The following is a 25,493-nucleotide window of genomic DNA, read 5'->3' as shown; positions in this document are numbered from 1 at the left end:
TTGACGGAGAAAGGCCAGAAGTTCTCTTGTTCACTGATGACCGCTTCAGCCCTTGATATTAAAGCACTTACGGAAATGGCGGCATGAAAAACACGCATAAAAAACAAGAAATTGATGGATAGTAGTACGAAAGTGGCTTTGGATATCTATGCGCGGGATAATAGAGTAAAAACGATAAAGCCTTTTGTGCTGGTTGTTGCCCAGGATACAACCCATGCCGGCAAATTAAAGCAGTTGATCATTTCAAACGCATTTTTTGAAGGTTATTATGCCGATAAGGTAATGGAAATCCACTCGAACCAATCAGGGGAAGAAAAAGAAGAAAATATTGAAAAACTAATTTCGTTAGAAAATCCTGATAATAAAATAGAAATCGTAATTCATGTGAATATGCTCAAAGAAGGCTGGGATGTAACCAATCTCTATACGATTATCCCATTAAGAACGGCTACGTCTATGACTTTAAGAGAACAAACTATTGGCAGGGGTTTACGCTTGCCATATAGCAAGAGAACGGGTGTTGATAAAGTGGACAAACTTACCATAGTAGCCCATGATAAATTTCAGGAAATAATTGACGCAGCCAATCAACCCGATTCTATTATTAAAAGGCAGAATATTATAGAAATTGATCCACAGGAAATTACTGGGCAAAAAGAGGTGATTACCTCCATTTCAAACGTTGAACAAAAATTTGATGAAGAGCAAAGGAAGATTGGGCTTATTGTTGAGCCTGAACAGAGACAAAAAGCCCAGATTAACTTGGAAGTCAGAAAGACGATTCTTTCAACACTTCCGGGACTAAACAATACCGTAACCAATGTCAATGAATTGACAAGGTCAGAAATCAAACAAATAGCTGTAGAAAGAATAAAACAAAAGATTTACAGTACTCCTCAGAAAAATTTATTTACTGCAGAGATGATAAAAGAAGTTGAGGATGCCTATGAAGCGGTGGTACATGATTTTTTACAGAATATAATAGAAATTCCAAGAATCACCATTCAGCAAAGCAATGAAGTAAGGTCGGGCTTTAAGGATTTTGACCTTGATACCAGGAGTCTCAATTACCAACCGGTGTCGGAAGAAATTTTAGTAAAAAAGCTCCGTGAACAGGAAAACAGTGTTGATATTATAAGCGGGAAGGGCAGGGGCATACATGACGGTCCGGAAAATATCATTGTTAATGAACTCATGAATTACCCTGAAATAGATTATGACGAACAGACTGAATTGCTTTTTAGATTAACTGGTCAGGCAATTGAGAAATTCAGGGCATATCTTGACGACGATAAACTGATGAATGTTGTGCAATTTCACAAAAAAGAGATTGGAAGTTATATTTATTCCCAGATGAAGCAACATTTTTACTGTGAAGCGCCAAGCTATGAAAAGCCAATGGTAAAGCCTTTTACAAGGATTGAAGAACATAATTTTTCAAAATACACGAAAGACTGCATTCATCATTTTACCGAGACAATCACTCCAACCAATGCCATTCCTAATAAGGTATTTAGTGGTTTCAAAAAAGCATGCCACAATCTGTATAAATTTGATTCCAAGACAGAAAAAGATTTTGCAGTCATTTTAGAGCAGGACAAAGTAGTTCTTAAGTGGCTAAGGCCTGCATCTAATCAATTCCACCTATACTGGAAGCACAATTCAAGGCAATACAACCCTGATTTTGTCGTGGAAACAAAAGATGCTATTTATCTTATAGAAACGAAGAAAGAGGCAGATATTGAATCGGAAGATGTTCAGGGAAAAGCCCAGGCAGCCTTAGAGTATTGTAAGGTTGCTACAGATTTTACTATTTCCAATGGAGGGAAACCCTGGAAATATGTTTTAATTCCACATAATGCGGTAATGGTGAATATGAGCTTTGAACATTTAACAAAATCGTTTGAGCACAAGAACTGATTGCAGGAGATAAAGTCTATTGCAGAATAAACAGTTCTTTAAGTTTATTACATTACTTTGTTAAAATAAATATTTTGGGTATATTTAAAATTTTGTAACATTTTAGCCTTCTGAAAAATCCGTCCATGCGTTATTCTCATGCTTCAGCAAGAAGAATAATAAAATGTTAGGAAAGATTGAAGCGAGACAAATTATTTGAATTTTGAATGAAGATTCACGTTCATTGTTGTTCATTAGCGGTTGCCCTTCTCAACAACCTTCAGGGAATTTCGAATTACGAAGTTCTCTTATCCTTCGGCATTCTTTATTCATTGTTCAATATTTGATATTCTTTCTACCTTTTAACCGTATAATTCTTCCGGCAGGGGAGGGAGTCCGGATGCGTCACCCTTAAAACAACAAAACCAGCAGCCCTTTATCGTTTCCCTCTGGTTGGCTTAAAATCCGGCTTCATCGGGGCAAGCTGACCATTTGGGCATGGAAAATTTCATAAGGAGCGAAAATAGTATGCAGAAGAAAATCATTCTCTTTTTTAGTTTAAGTTTGTTCATAACCCTAAACCTTAATGCTCAGGATAAGAAAATGAAGGTCAATCCCTTAACTCCCGAAGAAGAACGCGTTATCGTCCACAAAGGCACTGAACGCCCTTACAGCGGAAAATATTATTATCACGATGTAAAGGGCACATACACCTGCAAGCGCTGTGACGCACCTCTGTATCGCTCCGATGATAAATTTGACGCCCAATGCGGCTGGCCCAGCTTTGACGAAGAAATTCCCGGCGCCGTGGAAAGGCACCTCGATTCCGATGGCATACGTACTGAAATAGTCTGCAAAAATTGTCGCGCCCATCTCGGACATGTCTTTTTGGGTGAAGGCCTCACCAAAAAGAACACCCGCCACTGCGTGAATTCTCTCTCACTGAATTTCATATCGGCTGAAAAGACGAAGGTCGTGAATACGGAGAAGGCCTTCTTCGCCGGCGGCTGTTTCTGGGGTGTGGAGCATTACTTCGGGGACAAAGAGGGTGTTATTTCAGCTACCTCCGGATACATCGGCGGCACAAAGAAGAATCCTACCTATGAGGAAGTCTGTTCGGGAGCCACAGGCCATGCCGAAGCCGTAGAAGTGGTCTTTGATCCATCCATTGTCTCCTATGAGGAACTTACACGTTTATTTTTTGAAATCCACGACCCCACTCAGATCAATCGTCAGGGACCCGATATCGGCTACCAGTATCGTTCCGCCGTCTTCTATAATTCAGAGGAACAAAAGAAAACTGCCGAAAAACTGATCAATATTCTTAAGGATAAAGGCTACAAAATAGCCACCACCGTGGAAAAGGCCGGGCAATTTTGGTTTGCCGAGGATTATCATCAGGGCTATTATCATAAAACCGGGAAACAACCCTATTGCCATTTTTATCAGAAGCGTTTTTAGCCGCAATGATTTGTTCCGGATGGGATGATTGATGATTGTCCGACTTGGCAGGATTGTCTATTGTCAAATGATGAATACGAAAATCACATCAAAACATTTTAAGTCTACACGTTCATCTAAAAAACCCGATAACTTGCCCCACGCAAAACTTGGAAATCCCCAAAATAGTATTATCATACAAAGAATCGTTGCCATCGTGCCGAATATTCCAGCATGATGAAAAGATGAGCAGAAAACAAATGAATAATACTGAATTATGAAGATGATACTGTAAATAATTCCTTAGAAAACAAGGGAGCGCAGAATGAGTAACATACAAGGCGATAACAGGCACAAAAGGCAAATAATAATTATCTTTGCCTGCATTATAGCGACCGCATTAGTTTTTTACCCGCATTATAATGTTTATGCTGAAAATGAGGAAACATCCCTGCAAATAATCCAGAAAAAACTTGATTTTATCTGGATTATTGTCGCTGCCAGCATGGTTTTTTTCATGCAGGTGGGTTTTACGGCATATGAAGCTGGCTCAGTACAGGCAAAAAATGCCATAAGCGTTTCCATAAAAAATATATTGAATTTTCTTATAAGTTCCATAACATATTTTATCGTAGGGTTTGGGATTATGTTTGGCGTGAGCTATAACGGCTATATCGGCATAAGTAATTTTCTGTTATATGGTATTGATACTCATCTAACCTCCCTGGGATATGCCTTTGTTTTTATCCAACTGGTATTTGCAGGTACCGCAGCCACTATTACATCTGGCGCTTATGCCGAAAGAGCAAAACTGTTAACTCATATTTGTACGACCATTGTTGTTGTTTGCCTGATTTATCCCGTCTTTGGCCATTGGGCATGGGGACATTTATTGCATACCCAGCAGTATGGATGGCTTGAAAGGCTCGGATTTATAGATTTTGCCGGTTCTACGGTAGTCCATTCTGTAAGCGGATGGATTGCTTTGTCGGGCGCCATTGTGCTGGGGCCGAGGACCGGAAAGTTTAATCCTGATGGCACCGTGAACAGGATGTACGGACACAATCTACCACTTGCCACAATAGGTACATTTTTTTTGTGGTTTGGCTGGTTTGGTTTTAACGGAGGGGCTCTTTTGCAGGCTGATACCAGCATCGGGTTGGTAATTATCAATACAACCTTGTCTGGGTCGGTAGCGGGTGTTGCTGCTGCAGTTTTCAGAAAACTGAAAAACAAAACATTGGACGCCGCAGAAATACTTTTAGGAATCATGGGGGGAATCGTTGCCATTGGCGCAGGTTGCAGCAGGGTGAGCCCCGTATATGCATGTATAGTTGGATTATGCGCAGGCATCATCGCAATATTGGCTAAGGATTTTATCGAAAAGATATTAAGAGTGGACGACCCGGTGGGGGCGGTTCCCGTCCACGGATTTTGCGGCGTCTGGGGCACCCTGGCCGTTAGCTTGTTTACTCCCGTGTCTGCATTTTCAATGACAAACTTCAGCCGCCTTTTACAGGTTGGCGTGCAATGTCTGGGAATTATTGTGGCATTTGCCTGGGCTTTTTCATTGGGACTTTTATTTTTCTGGTGTATGAAGAAACTGGTAGGCATTAGAATCAGCACCGAAGAAGAGGTTAAGGGATTAAATATCAGTGAATATGCAGACGTCACATCATGGCTTGACTTTGTTAAAATCACAAAAGTTCAGGACTTGAATGCGGCATTACAGGACAAAATAAAAGACAGAACAAGGGAACTGGAGGACATAAAGAGAAATCTTGAAGAAGATGTGAAGAAAAGAACCTCGGAATTGGAAAAATCGCGGGATGATTTCAAGAAAAAAGCCGAACAATTGGAGAACTTTGCAAAAGTAGCTGTCGGCAGGGAATTAAAGATGAAAAAAATGGAAGAAGACCTTTACGCTTTAAAAAAACCAAAATAAATATAATCTATGAAACTGGGCGCTAAATATATCTTATCAATCAGCCTTTTTGTACCACTGGTACTGGGGGTAAGCTTTACACTGATCATTAAAAGGCAAGACTATTTGCTGGAAGACGAAATAAAAAAACATGCAAACATTCTTGTTAAGCAAATAGAAATGATCCACAGTCGTTTAGCAGAGGCTCAGAATAGTTTCAATACTGGCCGCGCTGGCAGCAATACGGTTTTTATACATTTGCACCCTTCAGAAATCTGCGCGGAATTTTCCAACACCATCAACGAAAACAGACCATACACGGTTCGGCTGATAGCACTGAAACACATAAATACAGATAACCACCCGGATGATTTGGAAGAAGCCGTCTTGAAAAACATGGAAGAACAGAAACCACATGATGCGTATTGTGGTGAGTCGTTTGGCATAAATAATGAAAAAATATTTCGTTATATTGCCCCACTCTATATGAAGAAGTCCTGTCTCGGATGCCACGGAGGGCATGCAGGAAAAACAACCATTCCCGGTCATGAGAATGAGGCATATAAGGAGGGCAATTTGTGGGGAGCGATAAGCGTCATAGCGCCATTAAGACTTATTCATGCAAGCGTGAAATCAAACATAATAATACTTATCTGTATTGCACTGGTCTCTGTTGCCGCAATTGTTTTTATTACATACTTATTGACAAAAAGGTTGATTACAAGCCCCATTTCAAAAATATCACGTGTAATGGCCGCCATTGCCGACGGTGATCTTGACAAGAGGATACATCTTTCCTCAGGGGGCGAAATTGGAATGCTGGCTACCTCTATAAACAAAATGACAGAAGATATGCAGAAGACTACTGTGTCAAAGGCTTATGTGGAAAATTTAATTGAAAGCATGATCGATACGTTGGTTGTGGTAGACCAACATGGCAGGATAAAAACCGTAAATAAATCAATGCTCGATCTGTTAGGGTATGAAGAAAAGGAGTTAATTGGCAATAATATAGATATGATCCTGAGAGACAAAGACAACCCCATTGCGAACCGGAGCTGGAGTGATCTTTGGAAGGAAGATGTATTAAAGGATTACGATATTATGTATCATACGCATAAAGGAGAAGATATCCCTGTGAATTTTTGCGGGCGTATAATGCGTAACAGCGATGGAGAGGTGATAAATGTTGTCGGCGTTGCCAGGGATATGAGGCATACAAAAAAACTTATAAATGAATTGTCAGACTTTAGAGAAGCAACATTGTACATGCTGAACGACCTTGAAAAAGCACGTGCGGAACTGGAGAGAGAAGAAAAGAAACTCGATATGATAGTGACCGGAATAGGCGCATACTTATGCCTCATCGATAGAGAAATGAAGATTACGTGGGGCAACAAACCCTTCGTGGAACAGTTTGGAATGGTATATGGTTTTAAAAATGATGCGTGTAATAAAATTTTTGGCTGCGGCAATGCTTCCACGGAGGACTGCACTGCAAAACGCGTATTTATGAGCGGTAAGAGAGAAGAAATAAAAAAGCTGGTAATTGGCAGGGACAACGAGAAGAAATATTACCACTTTATTGGGTCACCAATCAAAGACGTTCAGGGAAATATTACCCATGTGCTTGAGCTGGTTCAGGATATTACCAAAATGTGGGAAATGGAACATCAGAAGGAAATTATATACAATATTAATAAGATTGTTTCTTCTGATCTTATGTCGGATATGCTATTTAGGTCAATAAGTAATGAGCTGAAGCGCGTCATGGAGTTTGACAGGGTCAGCATTGCCTTGATTGATGAAAAAAAACAAAATGTTGAGGTTGCCGCCATGGACAAATCGTATGATTACACGGCAATTAGCGAAAATGACTGGCTCAGAAAAGAAGGGAGCTTGTTAGAGCAGGTAACTTTTACCGGCAGGCCGTTTATTGTGAGAGATACTTCAAAAAGCGCTTTTGAGCCAGATCGTCTGTTGCTCAAAGAAGGTATAATGTCGCGGCTCAGTTTCCCGCTTGAATACAAAGGCAATATTATCGGAACGATTAACTTTGGAAGTTCAAAAAAAAACAGCTTTTCTGAAAAACATTTTACACTACTGAAACAGATTGCCATACAGTTGGCCATCGCCATGGAAAATGCCAGATTATTTAAAAAAACAAGGGAGTCTGAGAAAAGATACAAAGACCTTTATGATAATGCTCCGGATATCTATATAACAAACGATGAAAACGGGATTATAATCAATTGCAATAAAACAGGCGCAGAGATTTTAGGATATAAAAAAGAGGAACTTATAGGAAGGCATATCTTCGATTTTCAAACGAAAAAAAACAGGGAAGTAATGAAAAAATTATTACCCAAACGTTTGAGCGGACAGCTTGTAAAGGGACCAGAACTACAACTTATAAAAAAAGACGGATGCATTATAGACGTCAGCCTGAACGATAATCATATTTGTGATGATAATGGCAGAATTACCGCCATCAGGTCCGTTTACAGGGATATTACGGCGGAAAAAAGTCTGGAATCGCAACTGTTAGAGGCGGAAAAGCTGGCTTCAACAGGCAGGGTCGTCTCAAGCGTTGCGCATGAGATCAATAACCCGCTGGAAGGCATTATTAATTACCTGCAATTGTTGCTGGAGAGAATGGGGGAGAAGGATGAGAAAAGGAAATATGTGGAACTCGTCATGGACGGCATTTACAGGATAGCGGGAATTGTAAGGAGTTTGTTAGACTCTAACCTGCATATAATGGAAGAAAAAGGCGATCATAATATTAATTATCACATACAAAATGTCGTGAATTTATTACAGAAGAAACTTTCTCAGTCAAAAATAACGGTAAAACAAACGATTGACAAAAATATTCCCTGCATAAGATGCCATTCCAACCAATTAGAACAGGTGTTTACAAACCTTATACTCAATTCTCTTGACGCAATGCCAAACGGCGGAACTATTAATATAACTGCACAAGCAAAAAACAATCAGTTACAGATTGAGTTTGCCGATAACGGATGCGGAATAAGGGAAAAAGATTTGCCAAATATTTTTGAGCCCTTTTTTAGCACGAAAAAAGGGACCGGCACAGGGTTGGGTTTATGGATATGTTACAATATTATAACGGAACACGCCGGAAAGATCGGCATCAAAAGCACCCTTAATGAGGGAACCACTTTTCAGATACTACTGCCGATTTTAAAAACTGATGCATAGTTTCCGCTATGATTCAGTATGCAAGGGCTTTATTTATATTGGATATTATATGATCTCTCATTGCCATGTTGTAAGAAGGCAATCGCCTTTACACCCTTATAGTCATTGTCATCCGCAATATATTCAAGGTGTTTCGTCTCCTCGGCAAGGTCGGCAATCATATCAAAAATCCATCTTTCGTAGGGAAGTGAAGCAATCTCCAGCAACCCGGAGGCATCTGTTTGAGATATTTCTCCGTCTCTCCAGCGCCTGGCAATGCTGCTTATTTCCTTATAGAGATTCTCGTTGGCGGGAAACCTGCAAAACCGGTATCTCTTATTGTCAACAACTTTATCTATTATTACCTCTGGTTCAGAATAAATGCTTTGTTCAAAACCGGCGTTTTTAATGTTTTTCATAGTAAACTCCTTGTAAATATTTAAAATGAATTCTAATAGTTCTACTACAACATAGGGCAATAGGTGTGCCAACAAACACCTCAACGGTATAACATATTGCACTGCAATAGGTTGTATTTATCACGTATTAAATATTGTTTTTAAATAGCGGCGGAAATAGGTCTTTTATTTGCGAAAAACGGCTAAAAACAGCCTCTTTGTTAATTTTGAGCGAGATTATTAACCAATGGTTGGGGAAAAAAAGATACTGGTGGTGGAGGATGACGAATACGTCCTCGGTAGTATTAAAAGTGTTCTGGACAGCGAAGGATACGAGATCAGTACGGCGTCTAATGGTTTGGAGGCGATGAGTATTTATAGAAAATCGCCGCATGATCTGGTTATTGCAGACCTTAAAATGCCTAAAATGGATGGGTTTGAATTATTAAAACAATTAAAGCTTGAATATCCGGAAGTATTTTTGATTATGATGACTGCATATGGCAGCGTGAGAACTGCTGTGGAAGCGATAAAGATAGGCGCTTATGATTATCTCACGAAACCAGTTTCTGCAGAGGAGTTGAGACTGGTCATCAAACGCGCCTTTGAAAAACAAAATCTGATAATAGAAAACAGGGCATTACGAAAGGAACTGGAAGAGAGGTTTAGCTTTGGCAATATAATAGGGGGGTCGCACAGAATGCGGCAAATATATGACCTGATCATGCAGGTGGCAGACACTGACGCTACGATACTGATAACCGGGGAAACGGGCACAGGTAAAGAGCTTATAGCGCACGCTGTTCATCACAACAGCAGCAGGAAAGATGCTCCTTTTGTCGTCATAAATTGCAGTGCATTGCCTGAGTCGCTGCTGGAAACAGAACTTTTTGGACATGAAGAGGGCGCTTTCACCGGCGCTGTAAAACAGAGGACAGGCAAGTTTGAACATGCAAACAAAGGTACGGTTTTTTTTGATGAAATGGGGAACTTGCCTCTTTCTATGCAAACAAAACTTCTCAGGTTATTGCAGGAGAAATCTTTCGAAAGGATTGGCGGAAATAAGACAATAAAGGTTGACGTAAGGGTTATTGCCGCCACTAATAAAGACCTCAATAACTTATCGGAAGAAGGGGGTTTCAGAAAAGATTTATACTATCGTTTAAATGTTATTCCCATTCAATTGCCGCCCTTGAAAGAAAGATTAGAAGATATCCCTTTGCTTGTATTGCACTTTATCGAAAAATATAATAAAGCGTTTAAAAAAAATATTAAATCTATCTCTCAAAATGCCCTTAATATCATGATGTCATACCATTGGCCTGGCAATGTCAGGGAACTCGAGAACTTGACAGAGAGGGCAGTAATTATGGCAAAAGACAATATAATTAACGAGGTCGATATGCCAATACTCCACCAAAAACAACAGAAAGAAGCATTCGTTAATACCCCTAATGACCATGTTACCAATATCGACATGGAAACCTTCTTATCAGAGTGCGAAGTCCTGTATATAATGAAACTTTTAAAACAATGCAAAGGACGAATTGACTCTTCTGCCAGGATTTCCGGTATCGACGCAAAAACCCTTTACCGGAAAATGAAGAAATATAACATAAACAAGGATACCTTCAAGGATTAATTAGTGGCAGGGTAAAAACTCATTCTTTTGGTGCATAAACGCCCGAATATGCCATTCATGCCCGATTTTTTTATAAACAATTACGTGTTACAGGTTTATATCTCTTTCACATTAAATATTACCCTTTTTTAAGATGTTATTGCCCGAAAAGTATATATTTGATATTTGCTTTTGAAGCACAGCTCTTCTGCAAATAAATCTTATATTTGAAACCACTTAGAAAACTTCTTAGCGACTTTTTTATTTTTTTATACTATTGGTACTGCAGTTGCGCTTAGGTTATTACAACTTAATCCATTAGGTCTTTTACACTTTCTTAAAGAATAGGTGGGAATGAATAATGAAAAAAATATCCGCATTTATAAAGCCAGGTGCCGTACAGATATTAGAAAATTATTTCGGAGAAATTGGACATCCGGTAATAAAGACGTATATAAAAGATCAAGACCAAATAGCAACCAGGTCTGTCTTTTGGCGCGATGACGAGTACGTAGTAGATATAATAAAGAATGTAAAGATAGAAGTTGTCTTAGAAGAAAACGCAGTAGACGATGCATTGCGGAACATAAGCAGATTCTTACATGAAGAAGATGGAAATAACTGTGAATACGAATATGCGTTGCGGTTAAAGTCAGGCATAATTAAAAAAGATATAATAACGGAAGATGGCAGATGGGTATCATTGACGCCAAAGCAGGAACACGTTTTTTCTGAAGGGACGCCACTTACGAGACAAAGTGAGGTTTTAAAGATTGTGGACGTCTGCCCTTAATCTTTAGCTACAACAGGAATATTATTAGGAGGAAATAAAATGAAAAAAATAGAGGCAATTATTCGCCCTGAACGTTTTATGGCGGTTAGTTCTATGTTGCAGGAAACGGGAATAATGGGAATGCATGTTACTGAAATCAGAGGGCAAGGAAGTGAAATCAGTAAGACACGGGTATGGCGTGGAAGAGAATATATGGTAGATTTACACAAAAAGATAAAACTCGAGGTTGTAGTCCCGGAAGCAGAATTGGAGACGGCAATCAAAATAATTATGGAAGAGGCAAAAACAGGGGTTATTGGCGATGGAAAAGTATTTGTGACTCATGTGGAATCAGCCTGTCGCATACGCACGGGCGAAACTGGTCATAATGCCATTAGCGCTAACGGAAGGGTTGTAAAATTATCTCCAAAAGAATCGGGGGATATGAAGGCTGTTGAGAGTCTCAAAAAAGAGCGTGCTTCCCTGAACGAAGTTTTTCCAAAGTAAAAAAACATCGTCAGATTTTAAACAACGCTCTACGATTAAATAAAAAGTAACGTATAAAATATACGCGTTTAGTGATAGAAAAGTTTGTAAACGGGCATATGCTACACAATATATACTCAATCAGACGGAAGCCAGCGGCTTCAATCTGATTGAGTATAGAAGGCAATGAATGCGCATGTCAGAAACCAGTGATTTCAGTCTGATTGAGTATATGCTAAATTATTTATAGCATTATGTATATAAAGGAGATTTAAAATGCAGAATATGTGCAGGATCAAGATGAGTCGCTTTGGCTTGGTCCTTTTTTGCAGCGTTACTATGTTTTTCCTATGGGCAAACTGTGTGCAGGCAGGCGATCCCAGTGGCGCATTCACGTTCACGCAAAGCTTCGAAGGCTTGAGCACTTCAGGAAACTTTGTTTGGATATTGGTGGCGGCGTTTCTTATTCTCTTTATGCAGGCCGGGTTTATGCTGCTTGGCGGGCTTGTTCGCTCCAAAAATATGCTTAGCTACATGGCTCATTGCTTTATGGCTACAACGGCGGGAGTCTTTATTTTCTGGCTATTTGGTTTTGCATTTATGTTCGGCGGTTCTCACTTGGCGTCAGGCCTTGATAAAGGTAATCCCTTTATAGGTTATGGCGGCTTTATGCTTTTAGGAGATACGTATGATGTAAAGACCATTCTGCTCTTTACCTTCATGGCGGTTGTTGCCACTTTTATTGGCAGCATCATTGCCGGCGCTGTTGCAGAAAGGATTAAGTTTTCCGCCTTTTTAATCGCAGGGCTTCTCGTGTATACATTTGCTTATTCATTCTACGGCCACTGGATATGGGGCGAAGGATGGCTTGCTAAGTTAAAATTGGGGGTGGGAGTCAAGGACTTTGCCGGATCTGGAGTAGTCCATGCAATTGGTGGAATCTGTGCCTTTATGGGTGCATGGGCGCTAGGTCCGAGAATCGGAAAATTTAATAAGGACGGCTCTTCTAACCATATCCATGGACACAACATTGCCTATGTACTTATTGGCACCGTTGTTTTAGCCTTTGGGTGGCTTGCTTATGATGCTGGCAGCACCCTCGCAATATCGGAATTACGGTCTTCAATTATTGCTGCCAATACCCTCCTTGCCGGTATTTCAGGCGCTGTCATTGTCGTATTATATACCTACTGGAAATCTAGAAAAGCGGATATAGCGGAGGCTTGTAATGGCGCACTGGGAGGTTTTGTAGCTGTATCGGCGCCATGTGCGTTCATTGCGCCATGGGCTGCCGTTATTATAGGGTTAGTTGGCGGTTTGTTGATGTGCGGCTCGGTGTGGCTTGTTGAACGTAAGTTTAGAGTGGATGATCCCCTTGGTGCGGTATCTGTGCACGGCGCTAATGGGTTGTGGGGGCTTCTTGCCGTAGGGATTTTTGCCGACGGTTCATATGGAGGAGTAAGTGGGCTGATCGTTGGTTCCGGCCAGCAGTTTCTTGCCCAGCTCATCGCCTTCGCCACCGCCATAGTATGGGCAGGTGGACTGGGCTTCGTCATATTCTTTGGACTAAAACATACCATCGGTATCAGGGTATCTGAAGCAGAAGAGCTTGACGGGCTGGACATGCATATTCATGGTACTCAGTGTTACCCTGCGGACGGGAGATACATGGAGGATATCGATGCTGTAATGCGCAAGCATATTAGACTGGGTGAGCTTGTCAACCAGGGGTAACAATTATATTGCAAAACAGGGTGCCCATTAAATGTGAATTTTAAATTGATACCAGGGAGGTACGGCCTTTTGGGGATAAATAGAAAGCAAGAGTGAAAGTTTCACTTTATCTTTATTTCTAACCCCGAAGGGCCGTGTTCGTGTTGAACCTGTATGACATTGTCTATAAATCAAACATCGTGAGTCTCTTGAGTATGCAAATGTTTTAAGTAGTACCCTCCGCCCCCTCTCTACTTTTGCTATAAGGGGGGAAGGGTGCTTCCTTTTGAATAAACAGACGGTCGCCTTTATACAACTGCGCAGATAATTTTTTATTGATAATTAAAGGAGCCTTGAATGATTTTGTTTAAACCGGCTACAAATCTTTGCGGGAAAAAATCCGCAGCCGGATGTTCGATGAACTCCTTGGTATAATAGCAGGGTCGTTGTTTTCTGGTACTGTGGGATATTTCTTTTTGCGCAATACACTGCCAGACGTTACTTAGACAAAGCAGAATATTCAGTCTGCTTGTCCCATTACGACTTGATGGCAAACGCTGTTTCCAAAATGTGTCCGGCTCCAGGAATCCCACAAATACAATCCCAACCAGTACGCGCTCCATTCACTTGTACGGCACAATTCATTTTGTCTAGCCGTATCTGGAGGGTCTCTCAGGTTATTATGGACAATTCGTCACGGTAATCCGAAAACAATGCCAGTTGTTTTACCTTAGGCTTTTCACCTGAAAACGCCTCTATTGTCCGAAGCCATCCCGCCCGGAGGTTGTTTACTGTCCGCCGGAACGATTTGTTCGCCCTTCTTATATTCATTAGCATTCATCACGCCCCACATCCACCTCTGAATTCGAGCAGTTATGTCTTAAAATTCTTGCAAAACTTATGTTGTTGTATATAATACCGCATTATGAGAATTGTAATTGATACCAATGTTTTGTAGTACGGTAGTTTTTTGAAAAAAGCTTCAACTTTTATGAGTACGACACAAATTCCCGATTGGCGTCGGGAACAAATTTCACATCCTTTAACTCCGCACTTCGGTGGCGATCAAAATCCAGCTTTTTAATGCATATAAGAAAAATACATCCGTGGACGAAAAATTATGCGAAAGCTGTTCAAATCCAGAGAGAATTGAGCAATGCATTAATTTTAAAAAAAGATCACGGTAAAATATGCACGGTAGCGGGCGCCGATGTTTCATACGATAAATATAGCGATCTTGTATTTGCTGCAGTAATTGTCTTTAGGTGTAATAAAAATCTTGAAAAGATTGAAGAAGCAACTGCTATTGAAAAGGCCATGTTTCCATATATACCCGGCCTTTTGTCATTTAGAGAAGCACCCGTACTTCTTAAATCATTTAAGAAATTAAAAACAGCACCAGATATAATTCTTTTTGATGGACAAGGAATAGCGCATCCCCGGTTTTTAGGTCTTGCATCGCATTTAGGCCTTATCTTAGACAAACCGGCCATTGGTTGCGCAAAAAGCTGTCTGGTAGGTGAGTATTCTGCTGTTGAAAATGCAGTAGGCGCATACTCCAACCTCATTTATAAAGATAAAATGGTAGGAGTCGCATTGAGAACAAAATTAAATACAAATCCTATTTTTGTTTCTGTCGGGCACAAGACAAGCCTTTCTTTTGCAACGCAGTTTGTTTTAAAGGTATGCAGGGGGTATCGCATTACTGAACCGGTTCGGCAAGCACATTTGTTGGTAAATAAACTACGCGTTCAAAACATAAAAAAAACTCAAAGAATCTCTTCAATTACATAGGAAATTCAATATTTTTGTAGAGACGCATGCGATGCGTCTCTACATTAACATCAATAACAGAATATAGTGCTGCCAAAGGCACCTGATGTAACTCTTTTATTAAAAACTAAGTACTATAAATAACAGGAACACTTCGTTATAATAGATATTCATGAGGAAGGATATTGTATGAAAATAAAGGCGATATTTTTTGATTTAGACGATACTTTGTACGACTGTACAAATCTGTTGATTGACGCTTCCAGGAGACGGGCAGCAAAAGCAATGGTTGAGGCAGGACTTCCCACTACGGAAGAGAACGCATATCAATTACAAAAGGAACTTATCGCCAGGCATGGCCCTTACCATCCCGTGTTTAACGAAATTGTAAAAAAATTTCGCGCAAACAAAAAATTTATCAATATTGCGTATCGTGCATACAATAGCAGCGAGCTTTCCGGGATCGTCCCCTTTTCCGATGTAATACCCACCCTCAGAGATTTAAAGAAAAGAGGATTCAAACTGTTTTTACTTACCGTGGGGGTGCATGAAAGGCAGGAAAACAAGGTCAAAATACTTGGTTTGAAATCGTGTTTTAGTGAAATTATCATTAATGACCAGGAAATTGGTATGCTTATGGAAGACTGCATACTTGATTGTCTCAAAAGACATAATTTAAATCCAAACGAAGCGGTTATGGTGGGCGACAGGACGCGGAATGAATTAAGGGCTGCAAAGTCCCTCGGATTGATTACGATACAGATGTTACATGGAAGATTTAAACTGGAACAACCAATACACGAATGCGATAAACCGGACTATAAAATAAAACGCATCTTTCAGATTCCTACGATTCTTCAACTTTACAATAGCGGTAAGACCCCTGATAATCTCAAGATTGTCGCAATTGGCGGCGGAACCGGTCTGCCGATTATGCTTGAAGGCGCTAAGACGTACAGCAAACACCTCTCGGCGATGGTTACCGTTACTGATTCAGGAAGAAGCTCCGGGATTTTAAGAGAAGAGTTTGGAATTCTCCCCCCGGGCGACGCAAGAAATTGCCTCATAGCTTTGTCGGAAACTGAAGAACAGGAACAGGAATTATACCAGCTTTTTCAATACAGATTCAACAAGGGTTCGTTAAATGGCATGAGTCTGGGAAATTTATTAATGGCCGCTTTAACTGACCTTACCGGCAGCTTCGACCTGGCGATAAAAAAGGCCAGCAAGATTTTAAATATTAGGGGAAAAGTGCTACCATCAACGCTTAATGATACACACATATGCGCAGAATTGGAAGATGGGGCTTATGTAGAAGAAGAGTTTAATGTCCGTGCCGTGGGAAAGTCTCCTATTAAAAGGGTGTTTTTAAAAAATGAAAATGTCGAACCATTGCCGGAAGCCGTGGAAGAAATTCTCAACGCGGACATTATTGTTATCGGCCCAGGCAGTTTGTACACAAGCCTTATAACAAATTTGCTGGTGACCGGAATACGCACCGCTATTTGTAACAGCAATGCAGTAAAAATTTATGTCTGTAATATCGTTACACAACCAGGGCAAACGGATAAATATAAAGTATCGGATCATATTCAGGCAATTAATAAATATCTTGTTGATGGCATGGTTGATTATGTGATTGTTAATGACAAAATTCCCAAAAAAGAGATTCTTGACCGGTACAAAAAAGAAGGGGCTGAATTGGCGGAATTTGACAATGGTGTGCACGGATTAAACATAAATATAAAAAAAGCGGATTTGGTAGAAGATTTTGATAAAAAACGTATCCTCTGGGAAAAACAGGATCTGCTTCGCCATGATCCGGACAAACTCGCAGATGCCGTATTAAGAGTATATGCCAACTTACCTATGGTAAAATATAAATAATACAGTAGTCAGGATTTTTTTAGAAATAACGATAAGATGAACAAAAAAACAAAGACTGTTATTGTCACAGATAAAATAAACGGAAAGGCAATCATTCTGGCTGGGGGAAAAGGAACCAGACTATGGCCCTTATCCAGAGAAGACCACCCGAAACAATTTGTTGAATTTAAGGATGGATTGTCTTTGTTTCAGTTAACGATAGAAAGGCTTTTGCCATGTTTTTCCCCAAAAGACATTTTTATCGTTTCTCATGAAAGTTATAAGTTTACCGTTTTGAATCAGATTCAATTATTGCCTGGAGTAAAAAATGCAATCAAGAATTTGTTAAAGGAAAATATTATTTTAGAACCTGTTCCCAAAAACACCCTCCCAGCCATAATGCTCTCGTTAAAATATATTGAGAGTAGAACTATTTTAAATGAGAACGAACTCATATGTGTATTGCCGTCCGATCATATAATTGAACCGGTGAACGATTTTGAAAAATGCATACGGCAGGCGGAAACACTCACAGAACAGGATAAAATTATTGTATTTGGGGTGAAACCGACATTCCCCAAGGAAGGATACGGATATATTCTCCTGAAAAGAAAGTTCGGTGCAGGGTATTTGGTGGATACATTTGTAGAAAAGCCTTCGATTCAAAAAGCCAAATTACTTATAAAAAAAGGGGGGTTGTGGAATTCCGGGATATTTTGTTTTAATAAAAAAACATTCCTGGGAGAACTCGCAGCATGTTCACCGTCAAGCTACAAATATTATCAATATACGTATGATGAATTTTGCAGGAATTTTGAAAACATAGTGGCAGATTCTATTGATTACGGGATTATGCAAAAAACAAAAAATGCGGCATTGATCAAATTTAATCTTAAATGGTCGGATTTGGGAAGCTGGGATAGTTATTTACAGTTTTATACCAATGGAAAGGGAAATTTTACCATTGGAGATGCTGAATTTTTTGATTCAAAGAATTGCTTTGCGTATTCGGACAACAGGCTTGTTTGTTTTTTAGGTGTGAATGATGTAATGGCGATTGATGCTGCGGATTCTTTATTGATCGTTAAAAGGGGTTGTTCGGATAATGTAAAAGAACTCGTATCGGCGATAAATAAAAAAGGACTACAACACACAAAGACCGGCAGCACAGTGTACAGGCCGTGGGGGTACTATACGGTGTTGCATGAGCAAGACAATTACAAGGTAAAAGAAATCGGTGTGTATCCCCAAAAAACTCTTTCATTGCAAAAACATAAATACAGGAGCGAACATTGGAATGTTGTTGAGGGGAAAATTGATATATATATAGGCAATACAAAAAAGCAAATACAGAAAAATGAAAGCGTCTTTGTTCCTCAGAATGCCAAACATAGGATACACAATCCCACGGACAAAATTGCAAAAGTTATAGAAGTGCAGATTGGGAGTTATGTAGGTGAAGATGATATCGTCCGGTATACAACCTACAAATAAAAAAAAGTAGGGGAGAAGCATTTGCCCGTTTGGGTGTGAACGCATTTATGACAATTTACAGCAAGTGCTTTGCCCCTACACTACGACAAAAATAGTGACAATTTGATTTTTTGGAAAAAATACTTCGGTTGTTATTTGTTATTATAGAAAGGTGTAATAATGAAAAAATCCTTAGGCGCAAAAGCTATTGCATACCCAACCCCCGTATTTATTGTTTGTTCCTATGATAAAGAAGGCAAACCAAACGCAATGAACGTAGCATGGGGCGGCATATGCTGTTCGAGTCCGCCATGCGTTGCCATCTCACTGAGAAAAGCGACATATTCGTATAATTGTATTGTTGAAAGGCAGGCGTATACGATTAATATTCCGTCTGAAAAATATGCAAAGCAGGCAGACTATTTTGGCGTTGTTACCGGTAAGGATGTGGATAAATTTTCTGCTGCCGGACTTACTCCCATCAAGGGAGAGTTTGTTGACGCACCGTATATAAATGAATTTCCGGTTATTCTGGAGTGTAAACTGCTTCACACCTTCGAAATAGGATTGCACACGCAATTTATCGGAGAGATTATGGATGTTAAGGCGGAAGAATCAGCCTTAAACAATGACGGCGTGCCTGATATTGAAAAGATCCGGCCTATGATATATGCCCCTGAAACACGTGCATATTACGGCATTGGAAGCTGCCTTGGCAAGGCATTTTCTATAGGAAAAAATATATAAAAATTTATGAAACGACACTTTTTCACACTTTCGGTTATATCAATTCTACTTCTGGCAATACTCCATCCGTACAATACTGTTTGCGCCGGACAGGATACGCTGGAAAAGATCAGACAGACCGGCGTATTAACATGGGGTTTTGATGCGGATGGGGGGGCTCCTTATGTATTTCCAGATCAAAGGCATCCGAAAAAATATATCGGCTTTGAAGTAGAAATTGCAGAAGCAATTGCAAAAGAACTTGGGATAAAACTAAATTACTTTCAGAATGAATGGGATAGCATCCTCATGTCTCTCCAACGCGGCGATTTCGATATTGCATTGAATGGTATCGAAATTACACCCGAACGACAGCACTCCGTGCTATTCTCACGTCCATATTTTGTCTTTAGCGAACAAATTGTTGTCCGTGCCTCTGACTTCAAAATCAATACATTTGAAGATCTTCACGGTAAACGGGTAGGAACACTGTACAATACCGTTGCAAAACAAATGCTTGAAAAAATGGGGGACGTGACCATAAAGATATACAGCGGACAGGTAGAACCATTTAAGGATTTACTGGATAACCGCCTGGATGCCGTTTTTGTGGACTTACCTGTTGCTTCCTATTACGCCAAGCCAAATCCCCAATTGAGATTGGTAGGGGGACCGGTAGGGGAGGGATATTATGGCATTGCCTTACGGAAAGAAGATGCTGCGTTAGTGGAAGAACTAAACCGTGTCATTGAAAAACTTTTAAGGACGGGTGAAATAAAAAAAATATGCCGGAAATGGGGACTCTGGAATGCGGCGCAGGAAAAACTTTATTTGCATGAGGGATTATTGCAAAAATATGCTGAAAATCCGCCATCACCTGAAGAGCGAATTCCTTTAATAGTAACTACCTTCGTACCAACGTTATTAAAAGGGGCGTTAGTTACCATTGGCATTTCGGTTTTATCTATGATGCTTGCCGTTTCATTAGGAATTGTATTGGCAGTCATGCGTTTGTACGGCAATACATGGATTAAAAAAATTTCTACCGTATATATAGAAGTATATCGCGGAACACCCCTCCTGATACAACTCTACATTTTATATTACGGGCTTCCCAACATCGGTATCACCGTGTCGGCATTCGCCGCAGCCATTTTAGGGCTGGGGATGAATTATGCGGCGTATGAAGCGGAAGTTTACCGAGCGGGCATACAGGCAATCCCGAAAGGCCAAACAGAGGCGGCCTTTTCATTGGGCATGTCGGGGCGGTTAACATTTGAAAAGATTATTTTCCCTCAAGCATTGAGGATTACATTGCCTCCGATTACGAACGATTTTATATCGTTATTTAAAGATTCTTCTTTGGTTTCGGTAATTGCGTTAGTAGAGCTTACTAAAAGTTATAGCATACTTGCGGCATCTTCTATGAAATTCTTTCAACTGGGGATTATTACCGCTTTGTTGTACTTTGGGATGAGTTATCCGCTTTCTCTTTACTCCAGAAGACTGGAGAAAAGGCTAAACGTCTTTTGAAACTGTAGGGGAGAAGCATTTGCGTTTTCGGGCATGAACGCATGTATGCCAGTTATCACAAATGCTTCGCCCATACATCAGCACTATTTTAAATGATTAAAATTCGTGACCTTACAAAACAATACGACCACGAGCCTCTTTTCACAGGTTTTCATCTTGATATTGCAAAAGGGGATATTGTCTCAATCATAGGCCCTTCGGGAAGCGGGAAAAGCACTCTATTACGTTGTATCAACGGACTTGAATGTTTTCAAAAGGGAAAAATTTCCGTTGACGAGCTTACCATATACGGCACGCTCGAACCTGATTACCGCTATAAAAAAAACAATGGTGTAGTAGAAGATATACGCAGAAAAATCGGAATGGTTTTTCAACAGTTTAATCTCTTCCCGCATATGACCGTTTTGCATAATGTAATGGTTGCGTCTGTACATGTTTTGGGGATTAACCATCCTGAAGCCGAATCGAGGGCGATGGGCATGCTTCAGAGGGTTTGTATGGAAAAAAAAGCAAAGAGCTACCCAGGCCAGTTATCGGGTGGAGAGCAGCAGCGCGTTGCAATTGCGCGCGCCCTTACCATGAAACCTGAAGCAATGCTTTTTGATGAACCTACATCCTCGTTAGACCCCGAAATGACAGATGATGTCCTTGCAGTCATAAGGGAATTGGTATCGGAAGGAATGACAACGGTTATTGCGACTCATGAAATGCATTTTGCAAAAAGCATTTCCCGGCAGGTAATTTTTTTGGAAAAAGGGAAGATTGTCGAGTCCGGAAGCCCTGAAATGGTTTTTTGTAATCCTCAAAATATTCGTACGAGAGAATTCCTCAGCCATTTTACCGTATGATCTTTTGTAATAGTTCCGCTTACCGTTTATTTATTTTTTCTGCATTCTTGGCTCCCTCGGCGGTAAACTAATATGATTTTTTTAGGTAAAATGCGGCCTTTTTAAAATGTTGAAACATTTTCAGTAAATTTATTGTTTTACATAATCGTTGGTGGGTCTATTTGGAGAAAGGCTCATCGTTTATTGTAATTTTTATACATGTCAAGTTCGAGAAAGGAGCAAATTTGTGAAGCGTATTGGATTAATTTGCGGAGTATTGGCGATTGTATTTACTTTAGTTACCTATAATGCGGTAAATACGACACTTGCATCAAGTTGTTGCGGAACGAAACAGGCAACCGCCGAGGAAATTACTAATGCAAAGTGTGCTGTTTGTGGTAAAGCAAATGAAGCGGGAAAAGCAGTCATTGTAAAATGCGAGGAAAAATCAATTACGCTTTGTTGCGAGGGGTGTGCGGCCGCATTTAAAAAGGACCCATGCAAATATTGCAATGATGAAAAATGCGAAAAGAGGAAAGAGCAACATTGATTAGGTTTTTAAAAAACTTCAATAAATAAGTCTGATAGTATTTTGCATATTAACCCTGACAGGGGTTCCAAACCCTGTCAGGGTTTTTTTATGTAATGTTTGCCCTGTATCAATTTAATAAATCAAAAACTGCAAACCTTGTTTGTTCAATCCTGTATTTCATAACTTTGAATTTTTAAATCAGGATTGAGAGCAGTAAATGTTTTTTCAATTGTTTCATATAGTTTTTTTGTGTATGCCTTCGTATCATCGACCTCTTTACCCTCGGTTTGGTAAGTTATTTTTGTAAAATATTTTGTCAATCCCAGGTCAGAGGCGTCTGTTATTCCAAAATTCCAACCTATATCAACCGGTTCAATGCCAAATTCATTAAATTTATCTAATAATTTGTTCTTCATCTGTACGGGAATATTATCCTGATCCCTCAATGATATGCTAAATACAACCTTTTTTTTCACATGTCCCTCCATAAAAAAACCATTTTCCCAGTAAAATGTAAACGTCATTAGTCAGACGCATCCGTATTAAGTTACGATTGCCCGTCCAGTGATTATTAAAACCAGATTACAGACTATAGTATAGTAACCGTAGTGCATCAGTAAATCAAGATCCGGCAACGTATATTATAAATAATACCTTTGGCGATAACTATGCAATACCTATGTAATATAATCTATTATATACTCAAGAAGTTCACAAAATGTGATTTCACAAATGCTATAACTATTTATGTCAACAAAAGTTAAATTTAATTTAGAAATCTCTATTTGTGAACCCTTACAGTATAAACAGAATAATTGCATCAACTATTACATCGTTTCGTTAAGACGAAGCAATCTCTTGTTTCCAAAAGACTTAAGATTGCTTCGCTGTCGCTCACAATGACGGTATCAATGTAGATATTTTAATAAAACGCTATACTAGTTTTCATCTTTTTCCATACCGTGGAAATATAATAAGTTATGATCATATATGCATTAGGGGATAAAATATTTATTGAATATTAATAGCAAATATGAGATATTACTTCCTGTATGTGTGTATCTTTCGTATTGGCATGCTATTACGTAAAATAGATATTAATTTTTACTTTGGAGGATGATTTATGTCGGCAATATTAAAAGAAAACGTTTTGCAGGAAAAAAGTAGGAAGAATGGCAGTAAAGGTAAAGTAGAAAAGATTATGGATACTATCATTAAAAAACCAACTACAAAAACTGTTGTAAAAGAAGTTACAGAAAAAGAACAAGGCTCCGTACCTAAAAGCACTGTAATTAGAAAATATATATTTAGTAATGAAATATTAATCGAAGGTGAAAACATTGACGACCTTAATGATTTGAGAGCTATTATAGACAAGGAGTTTAAACCTTCAAACGAAATTGAGTCGTTTTTCGCTGACAGGATAGTTTCTAGTATATGGCGGATGAAAAGATGTCTAAATATAGAGAAGCAGATTATTGAACATGCCTCTTCCGGTATTCAGGAATATGAACAGGGATTTTTCACATCTAAGAAGAGAACAAAAAATGAATTGCAACAATTAAAGGCATTAAAAATTATTGAAGAAAAAGATAAGATGAGCGAAATAATGAAATATGAATCATCTCTGGAAAGGCAATTCTATCTTGCATTGCGTGAATTGCGCAAAGCAAAAAGGATAGACACAAAACAGACAATCAAAACACAGAAAAAGACAAAGTAAGTGGAATTTGTTTAAATAGGTGCGAATATGCCATAAGAACGTAGTTTCGACTTAAATCCATTATAAACACAACATAATATACATTATCAGACGTTGTAATTTTGTGGTGATATATCTTTCTATTCTTGCAGCCACTTGTGGAACTTGAGATTTTGAATTTTAGATTGATTGCAACGGTTTATAATTAATAATTTAAAATTCCCCAAATGATTCTACCTGCCGCTTTTCCCTATCATTTCAATGACGTCTATTCTAAATATTCCAACTGTTTTATAAATATGGATGTTAGATAATGCCCCTTTTTTAATCTGTTCTGGGGTATTTTCCAGATGTGCAAGAAGTATGTCCAAGCCATAGACCTTTTCCCACCAAACACATTTTTCCCCATACTACAAGTGAACGATATGCATGCGCACATTCATTAATTATATAACCTTATGAGGTCAAAAGCGTTGCGAAGTGTGTATTTCAGTGAGCCAAAGAAACGCAGCCACCTCCAAACGGTTGACCAGGCAAGCATGCGGTTGTCTATTGTTCGTAGTGGCGGAGAAGCCGCTCAAGCTTTCGAGTTCGATCTTCGCTCAGGCGGGATAGTTATGCGCTGAAGTTTCCGAGTTTTTGGTCATATTCGAACTTAATGGCGTTCTTAAGGCGCTCGGAAATCCAACGGCGGAAAAGCCAGAAAAGTGCCCCTGTAAGACCCGCACTAATGGCTGCGGAAGACAAGATAGTTGTCACGATGTCGTTCCATGAAGTGATGTCCGGGAAGCATAACAATGATTATATAGTCTGTATAAAACTGCAAATACAGACTGTTTCAGTATATATAAGAAGTTGCCTTATCTTCTGATAACGCATTGTAACTTATTTCTTATAAAGCTTTTGTGTATTTTTTTGCTTTTGTTCATTCCGGTTTATACAGTCTGTATAAACTAACCTACAACCTATCGACTGGACTTTGGACGCCGTGACCACCTTTGTTCAAGACAAGGGTGTAGATCATCGTTGTGCTGACGTCTTTGTGGCCAAGAAGTTCCTGGATGGTGCGAATATCAGTAACAGTTCACCAACCCCTTAATCCCCTCCCAAGAGGGGACTTTTTGTATTCCCTTCTTGAGAGAGGTGTGTCCTTTTCAAATACTGGAACAAACCAGAAGGGGTGAACTGTTACGTGTTTTTCCATCTGTTCTACTGCGGAAAGACCCATTGCCAGCGCCAATCTGCTGGCACGTTGGGATACTTGCGATCCAAAGCATCGGGCCTGTACCCGTCCCCAGCCTTCGGCAAGGTCTCTCTCATGGACAGTTCTGACCTTTAGCAAATGGTCTTGAAGTGGTTTCTTAAGCAATTCAGGAAGCATCGTTATCCGGTCTTTCGCTCCTTTGCCGTTACGCATGGCGCTGTCAAAGTTTTCCATAAGCACATAATATACAAAGATATGTAAAAAAACGTGGATATTCCCCCTAAAATATTTTATATTATAGGGCATGAACCAGCATACAACACCAATCGATAACACACACAACGAACTACTTCATTCAATTACCGTTCGTCCTGTTTCACAAAACGACCAGGCAAATTGG

The 25,493-nt window shown here is 39.6% G+C and carries 21 protein-coding genes and 1 pseudogene; 16 read left to right on the top strand and 6 right to left on the bottom strand.

Annotation, left to right across the window (positions count from 1 at the left end):
- Positions 1 to 114: 114 nt before the first annotated feature.
- From QZT26_RS08290 to QZT26_RS08275, 4 genes are all read left to right on the top strand, one after another.
- Positions 115 to 1,920 carry a helicase-related protein gene (locus QZT26_RS08290; RefSeq protein ID WP_295101597.1) on the top strand — a complete coding sequence of 602 codons (1,806 nt, stop codon included), beginning with the start codon at positions 115 to 117 and terminating at the stop codon, positions 1,918 to 1,920.
- Between the two features lie 507 nt (positions 1,921 to 2,427).
- Positions 2,428 to 3,360 (top strand): bifunctional methionine sulfoxide reductase B/A protein, encoded by a 933-nt coding sequence (locus QZT26_RS08285; protein ID WP_295101596.1) that lies wholly within the window; start codon positions 2,428 to 2,430, stop codon positions 3,358 to 3,360.
- Between the two features lie 304 nt (positions 3,361 to 3,664).
- A complete protein-coding gene (gene amt, locus QZT26_RS08280) occupies positions 3,665 to 5,284 on the top strand; it encodes an ammonium transporter (RefSeq protein WP_295101595.1) in 1,620 nt (539 codons plus the stop codon).
- Positions 5,285 to 5,293: 9 nt separating this feature from the next.
- Positions 5,294 to 8,488 carry a PAS domain S-box protein gene (locus tag QZT26_RS08275; RefSeq protein ID WP_099326669.1) on the top strand — a complete coding sequence of 1,065 codons (3,195 nt, stop codon included), beginning with the start codon at positions 5,294 to 5,296 and terminating at the stop codon, positions 8,486 to 8,488.
- 29 nt (positions 8,489 to 8,517) lie between these two features.
- On the opposite strand, the gene QZT26_RS08270 is transcribed toward QZT26_RS08275, so the two are convergent.
- The gene (locus tag QZT26_RS08270) at positions 8,518 to 8,886 is read right to left on the bottom strand and encodes a hypothetical protein (RefSeq protein WP_099326668.1); all 369 of its coding nucleotides are present in this window, start codon (positions 8,884 to 8,886) and stop codon (positions 8,518 to 8,520) included.
- Positions 8,887 to 9,112: 226 nt separating this feature from the next.
- Between QZT26_RS08270 and QZT26_RS08265 the strand changes: the two genes are divergently transcribed.
- The 4 genes from QZT26_RS08265 (at position 9,113) to QZT26_RS08250 (ending at position 13,478) form a co-directional block, all read left to right on the top strand.
- A complete protein-coding gene (locus QZT26_RS08265; protein WP_099326667.1) occupies positions 9,113 to 10,507 on the top strand; it encodes a sigma-54 dependent transcriptional regulator in 1,395 nt (464 codons plus the stop codon).
- 340 nt (positions 10,508 to 10,847) lie between these two features.
- On the top strand, positions 10,848 to 11,279 hold the full coding sequence (locus QZT26_RS08260) for a hypothetical protein (protein WP_099326666.1): 432 nt from the start codon (positions 10,848 to 10,850) through the stop codon (positions 11,277 to 11,279).
- A gap of 39 nt (positions 11,280 to 11,318) precedes the next feature.
- The gene (locus tag QZT26_RS08255; RefSeq protein ID WP_099326665.1) at positions 11,319 to 11,765 is read left to right on the top strand and encodes a P-II family nitrogen regulator; all 447 of its coding nucleotides are present in this window, start codon (positions 11,319 to 11,321) and stop codon (positions 11,763 to 11,765) included.
- A gap of 318 nt (positions 11,766 to 12,083) precedes the next feature.
- Complete coding sequence (locus tag QZT26_RS08250; RefSeq protein WP_230405656.1) at positions 12,084 to 13,478, top strand: ammonium transporter; 1,395 nt, start codon at positions 12,084 to 12,086, stop codon at positions 13,476 to 13,478.
- A 651-nt stretch (positions 13,479 to 14,129) separates the two neighbouring features.
- Here the strand turns inward: QZT26_RS08250 and QZT26_RS08245 are convergent.
- Positions 14,130 to 14,288 (bottom strand): hypothetical protein, encoded by a 159-nt coding sequence (locus tag QZT26_RS08245; RefSeq protein ID WP_157820726.1) that lies wholly within the window; start codon positions 14,286 to 14,288, stop codon positions 14,130 to 14,132.
- 252 nt (positions 14,289 to 14,540) lie between these two features.
- Here QZT26_RS08245 and nfi point away from each other — a divergent pair, with 252 nt between their 5' ends.
- The 7 genes from nfi to QZT26_RS08210 all read left to right on the top strand — a co-directional run bounded on the left by nfi (position 14,541) and on the right by QZT26_RS08210 (position 22,205).
- Positions 14,541 to 15,251 carry a deoxyribonuclease V gene (nfi, locus tag QZT26_RS08240; RefSeq protein ID WP_099326662.1) on the top strand — a complete coding sequence of 237 codons (711 nt, stop codon included), beginning with the start codon at positions 14,541 to 14,543 and terminating at the stop codon, positions 15,249 to 15,251.
- 168 nt (positions 15,252 to 15,419) lie between these two features.
- Positions 15,420 to 17,117, top strand: coding sequence for a YvcK family protein (yvcK, locus tag QZT26_RS08235; RefSeq protein ID WP_099326661.1), 1,698 nt, complete (start codon positions 15,420 to 15,422; stop codon positions 17,115 to 17,117).
- 36 nt (positions 17,118 to 17,153) lie between these two features.
- Entirely contained in the window at positions 17,154 to 18,590 is a 1,437-nt protein-coding gene (locus tag QZT26_RS08230; protein WP_099326660.1) for a mannose-1-phosphate guanylyltransferase/mannose-6-phosphate isomerase, read from the top strand.
- A 159-nt stretch (positions 18,591 to 18,749) separates the two neighbouring features.
- Entirely contained in the window at positions 18,750 to 19,316 is a 567-nt protein-coding gene (locus QZT26_RS08225; protein ID WP_099326659.1) for a flavin reductase family protein, read from the top strand.
- Between the two features lie 6 nt (positions 19,317 to 19,322).
- The gene (locus QZT26_RS08220; RefSeq protein WP_295101588.1) at positions 19,323 to 20,828 is read left to right on the top strand and encodes an ABC transporter substrate-binding protein/permease; all 1,506 of its coding nucleotides are present in this window, start codon (positions 19,323 to 19,325) and stop codon (positions 20,826 to 20,828) included.
- Between the two features lie 92 nt (positions 20,829 to 20,920).
- The gene (locus QZT26_RS08215) at positions 20,921 to 21,676 is read left to right on the top strand and encodes an amino acid ABC transporter ATP-binding protein (protein WP_099326657.1); all 756 of its coding nucleotides are present in this window, start codon (positions 20,921 to 20,923) and stop codon (positions 21,674 to 21,676) included.
- A gap of 226 nt (positions 21,677 to 21,902) precedes the next feature.
- The gene (locus tag QZT26_RS08210) at positions 21,903 to 22,205 is read left to right on the top strand and encodes a hypothetical protein (protein ID WP_099326656.1); all 303 of its coding nucleotides are present in this window, start codon (positions 21,903 to 21,905) and stop codon (positions 22,203 to 22,205) included.
- 146 nt (positions 22,206 to 22,351) lie between these two features.
- Here QZT26_RS08210 and QZT26_RS08205 read toward each other — a convergent pair whose 3' ends face one another.
- On the bottom strand, positions 22,352 to 22,663 hold the full coding sequence (locus tag QZT26_RS08205) for a hypothetical protein (protein ID WP_157820725.1): 312 nt from the start codon (positions 22,661 to 22,663) through the stop codon (positions 22,352 to 22,354).
- Positions 22,664 to 23,310: 647 nt separating this feature from the next.
- Between QZT26_RS08205 and QZT26_RS08200 the strand changes: the two genes are divergently transcribed.
- Positions 23,311 to 23,910: a hypothetical protein gene (locus QZT26_RS08200; RefSeq protein ID WP_295101583.1), complete on the top strand. Its 600-nt coding sequence runs from the start codon at positions 23,311 to 23,313 to the stop codon at positions 23,908 to 23,910.
- A gap of 212 nt (positions 23,911 to 24,122) precedes the next feature.
- Here the strand turns inward: QZT26_RS08200 and QZT26_RS08195 are convergent, their stop codons facing one another.
- From QZT26_RS08195 to QZT26_RS08185, 3 genes and pseudogenes are all read right to left on the bottom strand, one after another.
- A complete protein-coding gene (locus QZT26_RS08195) occupies positions 24,123 to 24,260 on the bottom strand; it encodes a hypothetical protein (protein WP_295101581.1) in 138 nt (45 codons plus the stop codon).
- Positions 24,261 to 24,847: 587 nt separating this feature from the next.
- Positions 24,848 to 24,964 (bottom strand): annotated as a pseudogene (locus QZT26_RS08190) (integrase); the annotation flags it as partial.
- 9 nt (positions 24,965 to 24,973) lie between these two features.
- Entirely contained in the window at positions 24,974 to 25,327 is a 354-nt protein-coding gene (locus tag QZT26_RS08185; protein WP_295101579.1) for a hypothetical protein, read from the bottom strand.
- Positions 25,328 to 25,493 lie beyond the last annotated feature (166 nt).

Source organism: uncultured Candidatus Kuenenia sp., assembly GCF_900696675.1.
GTDB classification, from domain to species: Bacteria; Planctomycetota; Brocadiia; order Brocadiales; family Brocadiaceae; genus Kuenenia; species Kuenenia stuttgartiensis_A.
The sequence above is the reverse complement of the archived record's forward strand: the minus strand, read 5'-3'. Positions and strand labels throughout refer to the sequence as shown.

Coding starts and splice junctions, on each gene's coding strand:
- amt (WP_295101595.1), top strand. CDS start 3,665: ATGAGTAACATACAAGGCGATAACAGGCACAAAAGGCAAATAATAATT.
- QZT26_RS08255 (WP_099326665.1), top strand. CDS start 11,319: ATGAAAAAAATAGAGGCAATTATTCGCCCTGAACGTTTTATGGCGGTT.
- QZT26_RS08270 (WP_099326668.1), bottom strand. CDS start 8,886: ATGAAAAACATTAAAAACGCCGGTTTTGAACAAAGCATTTATTCTGAA.
- QZT26_RS08250 (WP_230405656.1), top strand. CDS start 12,084: ATGTTTTTCCTATGGGCAAACTGTGTGCAGGCAGGCGATCCCAGTGGC.
- QZT26_RS08230 (WP_099326660.1), top strand. CDS start 17,154: ATGAACAAAAAAACAAAGACTGTTATTGTCACAGATAAAATAAACGGA.
- nfi (WP_099326662.1), top strand. CDS start 14,541: ATGCATATAAGAAAAATACATCCGTGGACGAAAAATTATGCGAAAGCT.
- QZT26_RS08245 (WP_157820726.1), bottom strand. CDS start 14,288: ATGAATATAAGAAGGGCGAACAAATCGTTCCGGCGGACAGTAAACAAC.
- QZT26_RS08220 (WP_295101588.1), top strand. CDS start 19,323: ATGAAACGACACTTTTTCACACTTTCGGTTATATCAATTCTACTTCTG.
- QZT26_RS08215 (WP_099326657.1), top strand. CDS start 20,921: ATGATTAAAATTCGTGACCTTACAAAACAATACGACCACGAGCCTCTT.
- yvcK (WP_099326661.1), top strand. CDS start 15,420: ATGAAAATAAAGGCGATATTTTTTGATTTAGACGATACTTTGTACGAC.
- QZT26_RS08225 (WP_099326659.1), top strand. CDS start 18,750: ATGAAAAAATCCTTAGGCGCAAAAGCTATTGCATACCCAACCCCCGTA.
- QZT26_RS08285 (WP_295101596.1), top strand. CDS start 2,428: ATGCAGAAGAAAATCATTCTCTTTTTTAGTTTAAGTTTGTTCATAACC.
- QZT26_RS08185 (WP_295101579.1), bottom strand. CDS start 25,327: ATGGAAAACTTTGACAGCGCCATGCGTAACGGCAAAGGAGCGAAAGAC.
- QZT26_RS08265 (WP_099326667.1), top strand. CDS start 9,113: ATGGTTGGGGAAAAAAAGATACTGGTGGTGGAGGATGACGAATACGTC.
- QZT26_RS08200 (WP_295101583.1), top strand. CDS start 23,311: ATGTCGGCAATATTAAAAGAAAACGTTTTGCAGGAAAAAAGTAGGAAG.
- QZT26_RS08290 (WP_295101597.1), top strand. CDS start 115: ATGGATAGTAGTACGAAAGTGGCTTTGGATATCTATGCGCGGGATAAT.
- QZT26_RS08275 (WP_099326669.1), top strand. CDS start 5,294: ATGAAACTGGGCGCTAAATATATCTTATCAATCAGCCTTTTTGTACCA.
- QZT26_RS08260 (WP_099326666.1), top strand. CDS start 10,848: ATGAAAAAAATATCCGCATTTATAAAGCCAGGTGCCGTACAGATATTA.